The following is a 15,951-nucleotide window of genomic DNA, read 5'->3' as shown; positions in this document are numbered from 1 at the left end:
AAAACACCTGCAATCTAGTATAATAGTATAAATAAAGCGGCGGGTCAATGACATTATTTTGAAAAAATCAGCCGAAACGTCAAAGTGAAATCATTTTTTCCATATTAATAGTAGGATGAGCAGGAATGGGACAAACTAACGGTATATTTAACCGCCCTATAAAAATTTTTTGAATTTATAAGGCACATCTATTGTCATCTAGCAAAGAATATGGTTATCTAATTAGGATAAAGCAGGAAAGAGGGATACATATGTCGAAGCAACAAATTGGCGTTGTCGGTTTGGCCGTCATGGGGAAAAACCTTGCCTTAAATATTGAAAGCCGCGGATATTCAGTGGCAGTATTCAACCGTTCTTATGATAAAACCGAAGATTTCTTGAATAACGAAGCAAAGGGCAAAAATTTTGTCGGAGCCAAAACGATCGAGGAATTTGCCAATTCCTTAGAAAAGCCAAGAAAAATCTTGATCATGGTCAAAGCAGGAGCAGCAACCGATGCCACCATCGAACAGCTAAAGCCATACCTTGAAGAAGGCGATATTCTGATTGACGGAGGAAATACCTTCTTCCAGGATACGATTCGACGCAACAAAGAATTAGCGAATGCGGGCTTCCATTTCATCGGAACCGGAGTATCAGGCGGCGAAGAAGGAGCCTTAAAGGGCCCTGCGATTATGCCTGGCGGCCAAAAAGAAGCTTATGATCTGGTCCAGCCGATTTTAGAAGCGATTTCTGCCAAAGTAAACGGCGATCCATGCTGTACTTATATTGGCCCAAATGGTGCCGGACACTATGTCAAAATGGTTCACAATGGCATTGAATATGGCGATATGCAATTAATTTGCGAAGCCTATTTCATCTTAAAAAATGTTTTAGGACTTAATGCTGAAGAGCTTCACAGCGTGTTTGCAGAGTGGAATAAGGGTGAACTTGACAGCTATTTGATTGAAATCACTGCGGATATCTTTACAAAAATCGATGAGGAAACGGGCAAACCATTAGTGGACCTAATCTTAGATACAGCCGGCCAAAAAGGAACCGGCAAATGGACAAGCCAGAATTCATTGGATTTAGGCGTGCCGCTGCCGCTGATCACAGAATCTGTTTATGCCCGGTTTATCTCAGCGATGAAGGAAGAGCGCGTACGTGCCAGCAAGTTACTGACAGGTCCGCAGACAGCAGCGTTTGACGGTGACAAAAAAGAATTGATCGAAGCCGTCCGTAAGGCTTTGTATATGAGCAAGATTTGTTCCTATGCCCAGGGATTTGCCCAAATGCGTGCGGCATCTGAAGAATATGACTGGAATCTTCGTTACGGTGATATTGCGATGATTTTCCGGGGCGGCTGCATCATTCGTGCTCAATTCCTACAAAAGATTAAAGATGCGTATGACCGTGATGCCCAATTAGCCAATCTTTTGCTGGATCCTTACTTTAAGGAAATTGTGGAATCTTATCAGTCCGCATTACGGAAGGTAGTCTCTGTTGCGGTTGAGCGCGGCATTCCAGTTCCGGCTTTTGCCAGCGCCATCTCCTACTATGACAGCTACCGCACTGAAACGCTGCCGGCTAATTTGCTGCAAGCTCAGCGTGATTATTTTGGCGCCCATACGTACCAACGGGTGGACAAAGAAGGCATCTTCCATACAAACTGGATGGAATAAAGGATGAATGGGAAGTGTACTCAGCACGATGAATGTTGAGTACACTTTTTTTTTTGGCATGTTTATTAAATAATAACAAATAATATAAAAGCAAAAATATTTTTATTAGGAGCTTAAAAAATGAAAACAAAAGATAATTTTTCAAGGGGAGCCAAAGTGACAAAGGATAATCAAATCATGGGAACTCCAAATAGCAAAAGCAAAAATGGGACAGGTGATTCACCGAACGATAATGCGGGTGGAAAAACCCATCCTAATCGTTAAGCTTCACAGCAAAAGGCTGACTCTTCCTTGAGTCAGCCTGATTACATAAAAAACGGCATCCTAAATGGATACCGTTTCTGGTGTCAGACAGGAACTTGAATCTTGCTCCGCCGTTCCCAAGGCTTCATGAGCCAGCGACGTAAGGCAAAGCAGCCCCTTAGCCACTCATCCGCTCCTTGCGCAAGCCAAACTCCTAAAAGGCCAAGCCCTAAATGAACGCCCAGCAAGTAACTCAAGGAAACGGCTACTCCCCACATGGAAATGATGCCGATTATAACAGGGAAGCGGACATCCCCGGCCGATTTTAACGAACCCATCAGCACAATATTAGTGGCTCTTCCAGGCTCAACAAAAATGATAGCCCATAAAACCGGCAGACCGACTGCGATGATGCTTGGGTCGCTCGTAAATGTTTCTAGGAGCGGGGAACCAACCAGGGCAATAATCAATGATGCGATCATCGAAGCAGCTAAGGCAATCTTCAATGTTCGTAAGCCCCGCCGAAAGGCACGGTCAAATTGTTTAGCGCCGATATACCGCGCAATCAGCAGTTGTGTTCCTTGGGCAATAGCGAGTGTGATTAAAAAACATAGCATATTAATATTCAATACATACACACGGGCGGCAAGGGAGGCAGTGCCGAGAGAAACGACAAAACTCGTAATGATTAATTGGGACAATTGATAGGATAAATTCTCTCCAGCAGAAGGAATGCCAATCTCCATCAAGCCTTTGATATCCGCTTTTTTAGCCTTCCAAATATCCTTTAAGGTCAGGCTTAAGGCCAGCCGATTATGGACATAGTAGAGCAGGGCGATAACTGCAAAAGCACGCGCTGCCATAATGCTCCATGAAACGCCTGCAACTCCTGTAACGGGCAGGCCGAAGATACCGGATAATGCAATGACATTCCCAGTGACACTAATGAGATCCATAGCCAATGTAACGAACATCGATTCCTTCGTATACCCATAGCTCCGGAGGACAGAGCTTAAAGCAAGTGACAGGGATTCGAAAAATAAAGACAACCCGCAAATTTTCACAAAAATAAGCCCGTAGTCCAGTACTTTGCCTTCAATGGAAAACAACTGCAATAGCTGTTCACCGAATACAAACAGAATGATTGCGACGATAATCCCAAACCAAAAATTCAAACCGAAAACCGAGCGGGATAGATCTCTGGCCTTTTTAAACTGTCCTGCCCCCAGATGCTGACTGACTAAAACGGTGGCACCAATGGAAGTGACGTTAAAGACCAAAATAAATAAGTTCAAAAGCTGGTTTGCCACGCCAACACCTGCAGCGGCTGCATCTGAGTAATGTCCAAGCATAAAGGTGGCAATGATGCCTACTCCCATGTGGAGGGCAAGTTCAATAAAAAGCGGCCATGAAATACTGAAAAGGGATTGTTCCTGATAGGTGTTTTTCTGTTCTTCCAAGCTGGGCGGCTCCTCTTTTCTATTAAGTTAATAAACTACATTTTACTCCTTTTTTTTATTTTGAGAAATAGAAAAGATGCGTATGTAAAAAATAAAAATACCTGCTAAAAAAACACAGCAGGTATCCAAGAGGAAGTGCTTTCAGCGTCCCCATTTTAACGATATTGACAGGCTGCAGCAGTCATTCGGACTGGCAGCCGCGGTTTGGGCAGAGAGAGTAAATTCAACACCGCTTGGGGTATATCTAGTTGAGATGGGCACTTTTAAGCCAATTGACTTCATGAGGGTGTCCACTTCTGCCTGCTTCCCTTGCTGGGCAGCGGCCATGATTCTGCGGGAAAATGAAGGATCCGCTAAATGCGTGAGCAAAATGCTTCCTTGTTCCATCAATCGATGAAATGAATGGATGGAACCTTGAAATATGGATATATCCACGGGGGGATACGTACGGTATAGAGGCGGCCCCCATACTGGAAGACAATAGGGCTGAACTTGGGGCATGGCCGGATAATTAGAAGTGCTGTAGTACATGGTGATTCTCCTTCCCTATAGAGCGCAAGGCACTATACGGTATGCCCGCTGGGGAAATTTGGTTACAAAAAAACCAGGAATGCTGTCCCTGGTTTTCTGATCTTAATAAATATCGATATTCCCGCTGGATACATCCAATGTGATTTTATGTGTCCCTGAACCATATTTCCCTGAGAGGTGTTTGTCAGATGACTCTTTTTCAGTTAACGGAAAGTCACAGGAAATATTCCCGCTGCTAACATCGCCTTGGAGAGTAAAGCCTGCCTTTTTAGGCAGATCCAAATGGACTGAACCGGAACTCACGTCCATGGTAACAGAATCCATCAATTGATCCAATTGCAGATTAAATAATCCTGACGATACATCCGCTGTAACGGCCCCTTGATAGTGCTTGATATCGAGTTTGCCCGAGCTGACATCAAAGCTTCCGGATTGCGCTGTTACTGAATCTAGGCTGACCTCTCCCGAAGAGACGTCCTGTTTGAGCTGGCTGACTTCAATATTCGATAACGCCATTTTTCCTGAACCAATGTCGGCCATTAAATGATCCAATTTCATGGGCGCTTGTTTGGCGCCGGAGAATTGCAGGCTTCCCGAGCCTAATTGGATATCCATATCACGAGCGTAGTCTTTTGGAATATAGATGATCAGTTTACGCTTTGATGAACCCCAGTTGAACCAATCAAACCAGCTCCCTTTCAAAGAAACCTCAACCGAATCACCTGAATCATGCACCTTAAGCTTTTGATCCCCATTATAGACGGCTCTTAGATTGGACCGATCTTCCGGAATAATTTCCGTTTGGGCACTTCCCACATTTACCTGAATGATTTGTGTATCATTTGATATGGGAGCCTGCCCGTTTCCTTCTTTCGCATTCCATAGGTCAAAACGGACAGCCGTGTGAAAAATAATATATAGACCTGTAATCATTAACAGCAAAATAAAAATTCGCTTCATTCAGAATTCCTCCCTTGAATCTGCCTTCTATGTATAGGATACAATATCCTCGACTGTTTCCCCATGTACTCGAGATTTATCCCTTCTAAGACTTGAGGTGTATTTTGGTATCGAATATATGATATCCTTTATTTATTGAAGTTTAATTTTTCTGGTAAATCCATTCCTAACAGTAAGGAGTTCCTCAAGAATGCTGCAAAAATTAAATAAGTTCCTTGAGAAAATCATGCCGATACTAACTCCAATCAGTGTGATAACGGGGGTATTCCTCAGTGCTTATCTTGAAGATTTTACCTATCTAATTCCCTGGATTTTTGCCTTTATGACCTTCGCGGGCAGTTTAGGTTCTAACTTCCGCTCCTTGAAAGATGTGGCTGCCCACCCGTTTCCGATTGTTATGGCCATGCTCATCCTCCATGTTTTTATGCCCATTTGGGCATGGGGAGTCGGCCATGTTGCGTTCCCGGGAGATATTTATACCATTACAGGTCTGATTTTAGTCATGGTCATTCCAACAGGCATTACTAGTTTCATTTGGGTTTCTATTTATAAGGGGAACATTCCGATGGTTTTATCCATTATATTGATCGATACCTTGCTATCACCTGTTATTGTGCCTTTTTCCATTTCCTTTTTTGTCGGCCAAACCATTGAAATGGATTATCTGGATTTAATGAAGGGTCTTTTATTAATGGTCGTCATCCCTTCTATTCTGGCCATGCTGCTTAATCAGCTGACCAAAGGGAATATCCATCAGCAATGGGGACCGCGGCTTGCCCCGTTTTCGAAAATGGGTGTAGGAGTCGTGGTCATGCTTAACGGCGCCATTATTTCACCTTATATAAAGGATTTTAACTTAAAGCTTATGGGAATCATGTCCGTTGTGTTTTTTATTGCCATGACTGGTTACATTTTTTCCTTCCTATTTGGCCGTTTTATGATCAAGGATTGGGACAACTTGGTTACCGTCACGTTCTCAGCCGGCATGAGAAATATTAGTGCTGGAGCCGTAATAGGCGTTACATATTTTCCTGCTTCCGTAGCAGTTCCGGTGGTGATTGGCATGCTCTTTCAACAAACTTTGGCCTCGCTTAGCGGGCATTTCTTGGCATGGTATCATCACAAAAAATCATCTGGACAAGATGATTTTTTTGCTGCCTAGCTGGATGGCAATGAGAGGGTTGAGGGCAAGCCGCAGGGGCTTGCCCTTATTACATTACTGTGTGGGGAAAAAAGAGAGCCGTGTCCCTAAAGGGATCCTTCAAGGACACAAGGCATCAAAAAAGGGAGTAAGGAGTCCTCAAATAATTGAGGGGTCCCCCTTGTGATTCAAGGGGAAAATGGGTAGAGGAATGATTGCTTTTAACAGCGGATTGCAGCGGCCGGCCTATTTGGGGCTCTCAACCGGCACTGATGTTGATATGTTCAAATTTGGAGACTTGGAAAAGCCCTTTGTCTGTCAGCTTTAATTCAGGAATAACAGGCAGGGACAAAAAGGATAAGGTCAGAAATGGGTTAAACTGGCTGCTTGCTCCAATGCTTTCAAGTGCATGGCGAATCGTTAACAGCTGGGAATGGACTTCCTGGTACGGTTTTTCGGATATTAAGCCCGCGATGGAGAGTTCCAGCATTGCGATGATTTCCCCACCGTTGACCACTGCCAAACCGCCTTGAATCGATTGCAAGGCTTTGGCGGCAGCCGCCATATCGACATCGTTGGTTCCCGCAATGATCAGATTATGGGAATCGTGCGCAATCGTCGTGGCAATAGCTCCTGACTGCAGCTTCAGCCCTTTCACAATGCCCAGGCCGATTTGGTTTGTCATATGATGGCGTTCAATCACAGCCAATTTCAGTAAATCTTCACTTGTCGAGGCTTGGAAATAGCCTTTTTCACATATCGTTACTTCGTCAATGATGTGCCGCGTTTCCAGACTATTAGGAATGATTTCAATAATATTTGCTTTATTTGATGGCAAATAAATAGAGAAGTCATCTGAAGACAATTCATTAAATCGTACAGAATTCCTCAATTTTGCCGTTGGGGTGACCGGATGGAAGGGTGGAAACTGGCTGATTTCTCCTTCATCGGCCATCAATTTGCCATCCTTATACACTTGTGAAATCTTGATGGTTTCCAGGTCATCTAATAAAAGAAAATCCGCTTTATAACCTGGTGCAATGGCTCCCTTGTCTGCCAATCCGAAGCATTCTGCTGCATTTATGGAGGCCATTTGTATAGCGGTGATAGGAGACAAGCCGGAATGAATTGCAAGCCTGATATTATGGTCGATACTTCCGTCATGGATTAAGTCATCTAAATGCTTGTCATCCGTGACAAATAAACATCTTCGGGCATTCCGTTCATTCACAATGGGGATTAATTGCTCTAAATCTTTGGCAACGGTACCTTCCCTTATCATCAAGTACATTCCTCTTTTAAGCCGTTCTTTTGCCTGATCTGCTGTTGTACTTTCATGATCGGTCCGGATTCCGGCTGCCAGATAGACATTGATATCCATGGCAGATAAGCCTGCCCCATGGCCATCAATTTTTTTTCCTGCTTGCTGGGCCTGGTTAATTTTTTTCATCATGTCTTTTTCTGCCATTTTAACGGCAGGAAAATTCATCACTTCTGCTAGTCCCAATACTCTGGGATGCTGGTAAAAGGGCTGCAGGTCCTTGCTGGCCAATTTGGCGCCAGCATGCTCAAACTCTGTCGCAGGGACACAGGAGGGAAGCATAAAGTAAAAGTCAAAGGGAAGGTTATCAGACGAATCGAGCATATATTGGATTCCGTCGGCACCTAAAACATTGGCGATTTCATGCGGATCAGCAATTACACTGGTTACCCCGTGGATGAGCAAGACTTTGGCAAATTCCTCTGGCGTTACCATGGACGATTCAATATGAACGTGGCCATCGATAAAAGCAGGTGAAACGTATTGGCCGTCCGCATCGATCACATTGGTGCCTTCGTAATTTCCAATGCCAACAATATAACCGTCTTCAATGGCAATGTCTCCTTCGATTATTTCTCCATTAAAGACATCAATAATTTTTCCGTTTTTAATGACGGTCTCTGCCGGCAGGCTGCCAGAAGCGGCAGCAATCCTTTTGGTTAATGAGCTTCGCCACATTGAAATCCTCCTTTTATGATCATAAATTAGTATTCTACCTTCACTTTTGATTGGTCCCATGTTCGAAAAGGCAAATCACTCTGTGGGAGTGAAAGCTGTTTCATCGGGATTTTCCTTTGTTCCATCGGCAGGGCCAGTTCTTCATAGATAAATTGGTCGTCAAACCCTATTTTGGCCGCGTCCTCCTTTGTGCAAGCATAATAAACAGCTTTTGGCCGGGCCCAGTAAATGGCGCCGATGCACATCGGACAAGGCTCGCAGCTTGTATAGATTTCACAGTCGTGAAGCTGAAAGTCATTTAAATGCTGACAGGCAGCCCGAATCGCCTGCACCTCCGCATGGGCCGTTGGATCATTAGACGAAGTCACTTCATTTCTGCCCACACCAATGATTTTCCCATCCTTAATCACAACCGCCCCAAAAGGCCCACCGTGACCAGCCGTCACATTATCATACGCAACATGAATCGCCTCATGCATAAATTCCGAATTAGACACAAAAATCCCCCTCTGAGGGGACAGTCCCCCAGTGCTTTAACGTATTACTAAGGCGGGGGACTGTCCCCATTTTTGCTGTGAAGTTAATTTACATTATTCTATATTTTTTCTAAATTTTCTAACTTATTGGAAGGTTTTCTGACAGGTTTTTTCTGAATTGCTTAATAGGGTATCGTGAAAATCTATGTAAGATTATGTGACATCAATGTGGATGATTATGGGGCGGTTGTATATGATAAGTGAAAATTGATGGTGGATTTGAAGCGATTGTTTATGGTTTGGCAGAAAATCCCCCATGCCTTATAGAGATAGAAACATAGGATTGTATTTTTTTAGGGGGTCTAGTTATTTATTCATACATATGAAAGGAGGAGGGGAAATGGACGGAATTCATGAAATCTTACAGGCTGTTTGTTCCTCCATCCATGACGATGTGCTGGCTACGGTTGTCAGGGTGGAAGGCTCAGCTTACCGAAAAGAAGGCGCGATGATGCTGTTTCGGGAGAACGAGACTATCGGCATGATCAGTGCCGGTTGTCTCGAAACCGATTTAGCCTGGCAAGCGCAGGAGGTAAAGAAAAGCCGGGAGGCTAAAACGATTGTTTATGATATGCGGGCAGAGGACGACTTAGCTTGGGGACAGGGCGCAGGCTGCAACGGTGTCATCCATGTGCTTCTGGAACCAGTGGATATCGTGTTGCGGGAGCATCTTAGTCAGCTGCAGTTTCATCTTGAAAATGGAGACCGAGCAACCATGATAAAAAAATTGAAGGAAGACTGCTCTGTTTCGGATTATTTGTTCATGACAGACGATGGGCAGCTATTCGGTAAATGGCACGGCGGAATTTCCGTCCAACTAAAAAATATCATTCATCAGAAGCATATAACCTCCTTTAAACCAGGGATTCATTGCTTTCCGGAAATATCGGCCCATCTATTTATTCAATCATTTGAACCGAAGCCACGCTTGTTTGTTTTTGGAGCCGGACCGGATGTGATCCCTTTAGTAAAGCTTGCCTCGGAAGCTGGGTTTTCCGTTTTTGTCTCGGACTGGCGCGAAGAATTTTGCAATCAAGTCCATTTCCCCGATGCCCAGCAGATTATTGCTGGTTTCCCAAAAGAAACCATTCCATATCTTGATTTGTCCGCACAAGATTCGGTGCTGCTTCTTACCCATCACTTTCAAAGGGATAGAGAATTATTGCATCTATTAAAAGATCAGGAATTAAAGTATTTAGGGATTCTCGGACCAAGGAATCGAACGAAACGCCTCCTTGATGGAAACGAAATAGCTTCCCAGATAAACAGTCCAACCGGATTGGAAATCGGTGCGGAAGGTCCCGTTGAGATTGCCATTAGCATTGTAGCGGAATTAATTCAGCGGCATAGGAGCAAAAAAATGGCAGGGGTGTTTATTTAATAGTAAAAGAAGAGAGGAGCAGTGGCGGGATATGGTTAGTCAGGGCACAGCAAAAATGGAATCTTCTATTGTTTGGATCCCGGAAGAACTGGAAATTGCACTAAATTTGAAGCAGCAATTTGGCGCTGATGCCGAGTTCGTTGCCGGGGGTACACTCCTGCAAACAAACTGGGAAAAGGACCAGCCGATCCCGCTTTATCTAATTAGTTTAGAGCGAATAACAGCACTCCAAGGTTTTAAAAAAGAAACATCCGAAGGCGGGCCAATGATCCAGATTGGCGCTTTAACCACATTAGCCGAAATAATACAGAATCCTTTTTTCTTATCCAATCTTCCTCTATTGGCGGAAGCGGCCAGAAGTATTGCTGCACCGGCTGTCCGCAACAGAGGAACAATAGGAGGAAATATTGCCGGCGGTACGGGTGACACCATCCCGGCTTTTTTAGTAATGGATGCTCACATTTCGTTTGTGAACGGAACAGAGATTCAGCAAAAGCCGTTAGAGGATTGCCTGAAAGAAGGAATTCTTCAAGATGGTTCGATACTTGTTTCAATCGACCTATTCGAAACCGGCGGCCAGAAGTTTTTTAAAAAGGTGGGAAGACGGGAGGCGTTTACCCCGAGTGTCGTGACCATTGCAGGCAGCTGCAGAGTCAATTCCAACAAGGAAATGGAAGCGATTCGGCTGGCCGTTGGGGGAGGCTCGAACCAGCCCTGCCGGCTTGAAGCCTGTGAGAAGCTTCTGCATGGAAACATACTATCCAAGGAGTTATTGGAGAAACTGTTTCTATCCATTATGGAAGAGTTCGCGGCCAGCTCAGATGATTTTTATACAGCGGATTATAAAAAAACAATCGCAGCGAATGTAATCGTTTATGAAATGGCCAGATTCGCGGGACAAATGGGGTGAGAGTACGATGAGAAACCAATCTGAACAAAATCGAAGGGTCCGTCCTGATGGCCCAGGCAAAGTGACAGGGAGACTGAAGTACCTGACGGATTTGTCCTTTCCCAAAATGTTATACGGAAAAATATTACGCAGCCAAGAGGCCCATGCCAAGATCGTCTCCATTTCAACAGACAAGGCGAAACAGCTGCCAGGCGTAAGGGCTGTCGTTACGTATCAAGATATCCCGGGTTTAAACGGCTATGGTCTTATATTCCCTGATCAGCCTGTTCTTTGTGAGGATCGGGTCCGCTGTGTGGGAGATGCTTTGGCTGCTGTAGCGGCAGAGACCGAAGAGATTGCCAAAGAGGCTCTAAAGTATATCGAGGTTGAGTATAGTCCGCTTCCGGTAGTAGACAGTCCAGAGAAAGCTCTTCTGCCAGATGCCCCTCGCCTTCATTCAGATGGTAATATCCTCCATCAAGCTGAATATAAAACAGGGGATATCATAAAAGGCCTGGAGCAATGTTCTGTGGTGGTGGAAGAAACCTATGAACTGCCGCGGCAAATGCATGCTTATATGGAAACAGAGGGAGGAGTCATTGTTCCTGAACCAGACGGGAAGCTGACCGTTTACGTTGGGACACAGCATGGTTTCAAAGACCGCTTTCAGCTGGCCAGAATTCTGAATATGCAAGAAAGCGATATTCGGGTGGTTTCAAGTCCGATGGGCGGCTCATTTGGAGGAAAGGATGAATTAAATATTCAGCCTTATGGGGCTTTGCTTGCCTTGGCAACAAACTGCCCTGTCAAAATTCATCAAAGCCGGCGGGAATCAGTTCGAGCTGGACTAAAACGCCATCCTATGAAAATTACCATGAAAACCGGAGCTGATGCTGAAGGGAATCTTCTTGTCCATCAGGCAAAAATAATCGCCGATACCGGAGCCTATGCCACATTAGGGCCAGCTGTCCTGGACTTCGCAGTCGAGCACGCTCCTGGCCCTTATATGATTCCTAATTTAGAGGTCGAAGGTTTGTCTGTCTTTACGAATAATGGAGTTGCCGGTGAATTTAGAGGATTTGGCGGCAATCAAGTGACATTTGCTTTGGAGGGACAGATGGACCGCCTCGCTGAAAAATTGCAGATGGACCCCATTGAGTTTCGCTTGAAAAATTTGCGGAAACAGGACGATCCGGGGCCGATGGGGCAGAAAATTGCCCCAACAAATGGAGCATTTGATGTGTTAAATGCGATGAAAAAGCGCATAGGCAAAAACAAAAAAACTTTGTCCGCGGAAAAACAGACTAACCGGGGTTGGAAAGCGGAGGGGATTGGAGTTGCACTTACCATGCATGGCGGCGGACTCGGATCTGGCCGTATCGACCCAGCTGGCGGGCGCCTTTCCTTCACAAAAGAAGGCAAAATTGAAGCTGCGTTTGGCTTTGAGGAATGCGGGCAGGGCCTTTTATCTGTTATTGAGGCATTAGTGATAGAAGAATTTGAGTGCACTCCCGAAGATATTCAAATGGTAATTGGCGATACAGCACACGTTCCTGTCAGCGGATCATCCACGGCATCCAGAGCGACAAGCATGGTCTGGCATTCCCTGCAGCGAATGAAGACGTCCTTCCGAGAGCAAATGCTCGAGCTGGCTGAACAAATGACGGGTGAACCAGCTGAGCGGCTGACGATGGGGCCAGGAGGAATTTGGCTTAAGGAGGAAATCAATTCATCCATTCCGGTCATTTCCTACTTGCAATTGGCCGAACGGATGCCGCCAGCAACAAGTATTACCGTGCACACCTCTTTTGATTTCCCTGTGTGTCCGGATGCCGTCATCCCTGGAAGCCATTACTTATATTCATTTGCGGCTGTGCTGGCCCGGGTCGAGGTCGATTTTCTTACCGGCAGGGTAAAAGTTTTGGGCTTGGATCAGTCGGTCTCTTCAGGTCCAGTAGTCAGTCCCCAGGGGTTTATTGGGCAAATAGAAGGAGGAGGAGTGATGGCCCTGGGTTATGCCTTAATGGAGGAAGCCTTGATGCATCATGGAAACTATCAAACTGACAACTTTGATAGTTATTTAATTCCTACTATTAAGGATGTTCCCTATTCGATGCAAGTTGAGGCGATTGAGAAGCTTGCCCCGGGCGATGCCTTTGGTCCAAGGGGAGCAGGAGAAATCGGCACCGTCGCTGTTGCGCCGGCAATTGCAAGGGCTATATATGATGCTGCTGGCTGCTGGATCAACAAGCTGCCAATCACACCCGAAGCTTTGGTAAAAACAATGAATGTTGGAGCGATGTCCCCATGAATCCGAACAAAATGACTTCAAAAACAATGATGCAGCCGATTGCCTCAGAAATAGACTTAACGCTGAAAGTAAATGGCATTACGTATCAAGTCCGAACGGCCCCGGCAACGAAACTGATTCATATTTTACGGGATAAGCTGAAGCTGACAGGAACAAAAATCTCTTGTGAAATTGGGCGCTGCGGGGCCTGTTCCGTTGAAATGAACGGAAAATTGGTCAATTCCTGCCTGGTGATGGCATACCAAGCCAATGGTGCATCAATCCATACGATTGAAGGCGTGGCACAGGATGAGCTGGATCCCATTCAACAGGCCTTTTTAGAAGAAGGCGGATTTCAATGCGGTTATTGCACACCGGGGATGATTATCGCGGCAAGGGCATTGCTGCGGACGAATCCAAATCCCTCGCCCGATCAAATTACGGAAGCTCTTTCGGGCAATTTATGCCGATGCACAGGATACGGAGGCATCATTAGGTCAGTGGAAAAGGCAGCAGCCATGTTAAATGAACGAGCAAAAGGTTCTTGAGTTTCAGGAAGGCCATGAGGGCCAGTACTTAATAGAGTAAGAGGTGCAATCATGACAACAGAACTGTGGGTGGAAAATGGTCTTGTTTTTACAAACGAAGGCTTTAAAAAGGCAGCTCTCAAGATGAAGGAAGGCCGGATTGATGGCTTATTTGATGTTAATGATCATCCAGCCATCGGTGTGGAGGCTGATACGATTGATGCAGAAGGATGCCTTATTGTTCCTGGATTTATTGATGCACATGTCCATTTTAATGATCCGGGCCGTACCGATTGGGAAGGGATGGAAACGGGGAGCCTTGCCGCAGCCGCTGGCGGGACGACCACCATCTTTGATATGCCGCTGAACTGTGCACCGTCCATTATCAATTCTGAAAGATTGCGAAACAAACAGGAATATTTAACAGGGAAAAGCTACGTGGATTACGGGCTTTGGGGCGGATTGACCGCTGACAACCTGGGCAATAAAAAAGAGTTAGAAGAAATGGCTGAAGCTATTATTGGATGGAAAGCCTTTATGTCAGAAAGCGGCATTGATGATTTTCGGTATTTATCTCCCCAAGATTTGGAACAAGCCATGATGTTGGCAAAGGAGCATCATAAAATCCTTGCGCTCCATGCGGAATGGGAAGAAGAGGTCCAAAAATTGGCCGGATTGTACAAGAATAAGCGCGGAATGAATGAGCGGATGGCATATCTGGCCAGCCGGCCGGTTTCCGCAGAGGAAAAAGCGGTCAATCATGCACTGGAGCTCGCGGCAAAGTATGGGACAGGTGTTCATTTTGTCCATATCAGTTCCGCCCGCAATGTGGAACGGATCCAGGAGGCCAAAAAGAGCGGTGTCCATGTAACCGTTGAAACATGTCCACATTATTTAGTTTTTAATGATCAGGATTTTATTAAAAATGGGGCCGTGTTTAAGTGTGCCCCGCCGCTTCGGCCGCAAAATGAGGTGGAAGGTTTATGGGACTGCATCGCGAGGGGCTGGATTGATACGATTGGCTCTGATCATTCACCTTGTTTGTATTCAATGAAATCGGCCGCATCGATATGGGACGTATGGGGCGGAATTCAAGGAGTGCAATTTACCTGGCTTGCCCTGTTGGATGAAGCCCTTAAACGGGGCATTTCCCTCGAAAAGGTTCTTCCATTAGGCAGCGCTTTTGCAGCAGACCGATTCGGCATTTCCGATAAAAAAGGCCGGATCATGCCTGGTTTAGATGCCGACCTCGTGCTGTTGCGGCTGGATGAATCAACCATAGCAGACAAAGCCTCGTTTAAATTTCGAAATGCCTATTCTCCATATGAAAATAAAGTCTTTCAATTGAGGGTCAAAAAGACGATTCTTCGTGGAAAAGTCATCTATGATGATGTATCAGGAATCTCAGGTAAAAAATATGGAAGATGTCTTACAGTAGGGAAAGAAAGGATTTCCGGCTAATCGTATTTTTGACTTTTTGGAAGGTGAATAGAAGTGAAATTGACACAGCGTGAGCAGGAAAAATTAATGATCGTAGTGGCGGCGGATCTCGCCAGGCGCCGTAAGGAACGGGGACTAAAATTAAATTACCCTGAAGCGGTCGCTTTCATTACCTATGAAATTATCGAAGGAGCCAGAGACGGGAAAACGGTTGCGGAATTGATGAGGGATGGGACCAAAATCTTGTCCAGCGAGGACGTCATGGAGGGGATTCCGGAAATGATTCGTGATATCCAGGTGGAGGCGACGTTTCCGGATGGAACGAAGCTGGTAACGGTCCATGAGCCGATCCGGTAATTTAGGAAAAAGCTCTGATTCTGTAAATTAGCGGGGGAATCTACAAATCAGTGGTGGGATTCTACAAATCAGTGGTGTGATTCTACAAAGCATGGGCCTTATTCTACAAAAATAAGAGTTTTTCTACAAAACTGACTAACAATTCTACAAAAATTGTAAAAATATAGAAATAGTCTAAACTACCAGCCTTACATAGGAGTTGAAAACCATGATTCCGGGAGAATATCGCTTGAAGCAGGATCCGGTCATATGCAATCAAGGGCGGCCTGCTGAAAAAATTAAAGTGATCAATCAAGGGGATCGTCCGGTACAAATAGGATCCCATTTTCATTTTTTCGAAGTCAATTCAGCTCTCAAATTTGAACGGGATCAAGCATTCGGCAAACATTTAAATATTCCGGCTGGCACCTCCGTCCGATTTGAGCCTGGTGATGCGAAACAGGTAGAATTGGTTCCGTTTGCCGGGAAACGGGAAGTGCATGGACTCAATAATAAAACCAACAGAAAACTGGATCTCGGGGAGGAGACGTAAC

At 45.2% G+C, this 15,951-nt stretch carries 15 protein-coding genes; 10 read left to right on the top strand and 5 right to left on the bottom strand.

Translation table 11 applies throughout. The annotated features are described in order from the left end of the window. Positions 1 to 251: 251 nt before the first annotated feature. Both gndA and NFS43_RS07385 read left to right on the top strand, forming a co-directional pair. A complete protein-coding gene (gene gndA / locus NFS43_RS07390) occupies positions 252 to 1,664 on the top strand; it encodes an NADP-dependent phosphogluconate dehydrogenase (RefSeq protein ID WP_251550974.1) in 1,413 nt (470 codons plus the stop codon). Between the two features lie 120 nt (positions 1,665 to 1,784). Further along, positions 1,785 to 1,928, top strand: a complete 144-nt coding sequence (locus NFS43_RS07385) for a hypothetical protein (protein WP_251550972.1) — start codon at positions 1,785 to 1,787, stop codon at positions 1,926 to 1,928. Positions 1,929 to 2,011: 83 nt separating this feature from the next. On the opposite strand, the gene NFS43_RS07380 is transcribed toward NFS43_RS07385, so the two are convergent. The 3 genes from NFS43_RS07380 to liaG all read right to left on the bottom strand — a co-directional run bounded on the left by NFS43_RS07380 (position 2,012) and on the right by liaG (position 4,858). Then, the gene (locus NFS43_RS07380; RefSeq protein WP_251550971.1) at positions 2,012 to 3,367 is read right to left on the bottom strand and encodes an MATE family efflux transporter; all 1,356 of its coding nucleotides are present in this window, start codon (positions 3,365 to 3,367) and stop codon (positions 2,012 to 2,014) included. Positions 3,368 to 3,508: 141 nt separating this feature from the next. Next, positions 3,509 to 3,898: a YuzC family spore coat inner layer protein gene (locus NFS43_RS07375; RefSeq protein ID WP_251550969.1), complete on the bottom strand. Its 390-nt coding sequence runs from the start codon at positions 3,896 to 3,898 to the stop codon at positions 3,509 to 3,511. Positions 3,899 to 4,000: 102 nt separating this feature from the next. Next, positions 4,001 to 4,858 (bottom strand): LiaG family protein, encoded by an 858-nt coding sequence (gene liaG / locus NFS43_RS07370; RefSeq protein WP_251550967.1) that lies wholly within the window; start codon positions 4,856 to 4,858, stop codon positions 4,001 to 4,003. Positions 4,859 to 5,048: 190 nt separating this feature from the next. On the opposite strand from liaG, the gene NFS43_RS07365 reads away from it, so the two are divergent. After that, positions 5,049 to 6,020, top strand: a complete 972-nt coding sequence (locus tag NFS43_RS07365) for a bile acid:sodium symporter family protein (RefSeq protein WP_251550965.1) — start codon at positions 5,049 to 5,051, stop codon at positions 6,018 to 6,020. Positions 6,021 to 6,258: 238 nt separating this feature from the next. On the opposite strand, the gene ade is transcribed toward NFS43_RS07365, so the two are convergent. Together ade and NFS43_RS07355 are read right to left on the bottom strand one after the other, a co-directional pair. After that, on the bottom strand, positions 6,259 to 8,004 hold the full coding sequence (ade, locus tag NFS43_RS07360; protein ID WP_420910305.1) for an adenine deaminase: 1,746 nt from the start codon (positions 8,002 to 8,004) through the stop codon (positions 6,259 to 6,261). A gap of 20 nt (positions 8,005 to 8,024) precedes the next feature. Then, positions 8,025 to 8,495, bottom strand: coding sequence for a nucleoside deaminase (locus tag NFS43_RS07355; protein WP_251550961.1), 471 nt, complete (start codon positions 8,493 to 8,495; stop codon positions 8,025 to 8,027). 379 nt (positions 8,496 to 8,874) lie between these two features. Here NFS43_RS07355 and NFS43_RS07350 point away from each other — a divergent pair, with 379 nt between their 5' ends. The 7 genes from NFS43_RS07350 to NFS43_RS07320 all read left to right on the top strand — a co-directional run bounded on the left by NFS43_RS07350 (position 8,875) and on the right by NFS43_RS07320 (position 15,950). Further along, entirely contained in the window at positions 8,875 to 9,915 is a 1,041-nt protein-coding gene (locus NFS43_RS07350) for an XdhC family protein (protein ID WP_251550959.1), read from the top strand. A gap of 55 nt (positions 9,916 to 9,970) precedes the next feature. Further along, the gene (locus tag NFS43_RS07345) at positions 9,971 to 10,825 is read left to right on the top strand and encodes an FAD binding domain-containing protein (protein WP_251550957.1); all 855 of its coding nucleotides are present in this window, start codon (positions 9,971 to 9,973) and stop codon (positions 10,823 to 10,825) included. Between the two features lie 7 nt (positions 10,826 to 10,832). Further along, on the top strand, positions 10,833 to 13,115 hold the full coding sequence (gene pucD / locus NFS43_RS07340) for a xanthine dehydrogenase subunit D (protein ID WP_251550955.1): 2,283 nt from the start codon (positions 10,833 to 10,835) through the stop codon (positions 13,113 to 13,115). Then, on the top strand, positions 13,112 to 13,642 hold the full coding sequence (locus NFS43_RS07335) for a (2Fe-2S)-binding protein (RefSeq protein ID WP_251550953.1): 531 nt from the start codon (positions 13,112 to 13,114) through the stop codon (positions 13,640 to 13,642). The genes pucD and NFS43_RS07335 overlap by 4 nt, the downstream gene beginning before the upstream one ends. A 51-nt stretch (positions 13,643 to 13,693) precedes the next feature. Continuing rightward, on the top strand, positions 13,694 to 15,082 hold the full coding sequence (allB, locus tag NFS43_RS07330) for an allantoinase AllB (RefSeq protein ID WP_251550951.1): 1,389 nt from the start codon (positions 13,694 to 13,696) through the stop codon (positions 15,080 to 15,082). 33 nt (positions 15,083 to 15,115) lie between these two features. Beyond that, positions 15,116 to 15,418, top strand: a complete 303-nt coding sequence (locus tag NFS43_RS07325) for an urease subunit gamma (protein WP_251550949.1) — start codon at positions 15,116 to 15,118, stop codon at positions 15,416 to 15,418. A gap of 208 nt (positions 15,419 to 15,626) precedes the next feature. Next, complete coding sequence (locus tag NFS43_RS07320) at positions 15,627 to 15,950, top strand: urease subunit beta (protein ID WP_251550947.1); 324 nt, start codon at positions 15,627 to 15,629, stop codon at positions 15,948 to 15,950. The last annotated feature ends 1 nt before the right edge of the window (position 15,951 follow it).

This window comes from Neobacillus muris, assembly GCF_943193175.1.
Taxonomy (GTDB): Bacteria; Bacillota; Bacilli; order Bacillales; family Cytobacillaceae; genus Neobacillus; species Neobacillus muris.
The sequence above is the reverse complement of the archived record's forward strand: the minus strand, read 5'-3'. Positions and strand labels throughout refer to the sequence as shown.

Excerpts from the sequence above, each read along its gene's own strand:
- gndA (WP_251550974.1), top strand. The coding sequence starts at position 252 with ATGTCGAAGCAACAAATTGGCGTTGTCGGTTTGGCCGTCATGGGGAAA.
- NFS43_RS07385 (WP_251550972.1), top strand. The coding sequence starts at position 1,785 with ATGAAAACAAAAGATAATTTTTCAAGGGGAGCCAAAGTGACAAAGGAT.
- NFS43_RS07375 (WP_251550969.1), bottom strand. The coding sequence starts at position 3,898 with ATGTACTACAGCACTTCTAATTATCCGGCCATGCCCCAAGTTCAGCCC.
- liaG (WP_251550967.1), bottom strand. The coding sequence starts at position 4,858 with ATGAAGCGAATTTTTATTTTGCTGTTAATGATTACAGGTCTATATATT.
- NFS43_RS07365 (WP_251550965.1), top strand. The coding sequence starts at position 5,049 with ATGCTGCAAAAATTAAATAAGTTCCTTGAGAAAATCATGCCGATACTA.
- NFS43_RS07350 (WP_251550959.1), top strand. The coding sequence starts at position 8,875 with ATGGACGGAATTCATGAAATCTTACAGGCTGTTTGTTCCTCCATCCAT.
- NFS43_RS07345 (WP_251550957.1), top strand. The coding sequence starts at position 9,971 with ATGGAATCTTCTATTGTTTGGATCCCGGAAGAACTGGAAATTGCACTA.
- pucD (WP_251550955.1), top strand. The coding sequence starts at position 10,833 with ATGAGAAACCAATCTGAACAAAATCGAAGGGTCCGTCCTGATGGCCCA.
- NFS43_RS07335 (WP_251550953.1), top strand. The coding sequence starts at position 13,112 with ATGAATCCGAACAAAATGACTTCAAAAACAATGATGCAGCCGATTGCC.
- allB (WP_251550951.1), top strand. The coding sequence starts at position 13,694 with ATGACAACAGAACTGTGGGTGGAAAATGGTCTTGTTTTTACAAACGAA.
- NFS43_RS07320 (WP_251550947.1), top strand. The coding sequence starts at position 15,627 with ATGATTCCGGGAGAATATCGCTTGAAGCAGGATCCGGTCATATGCAAT.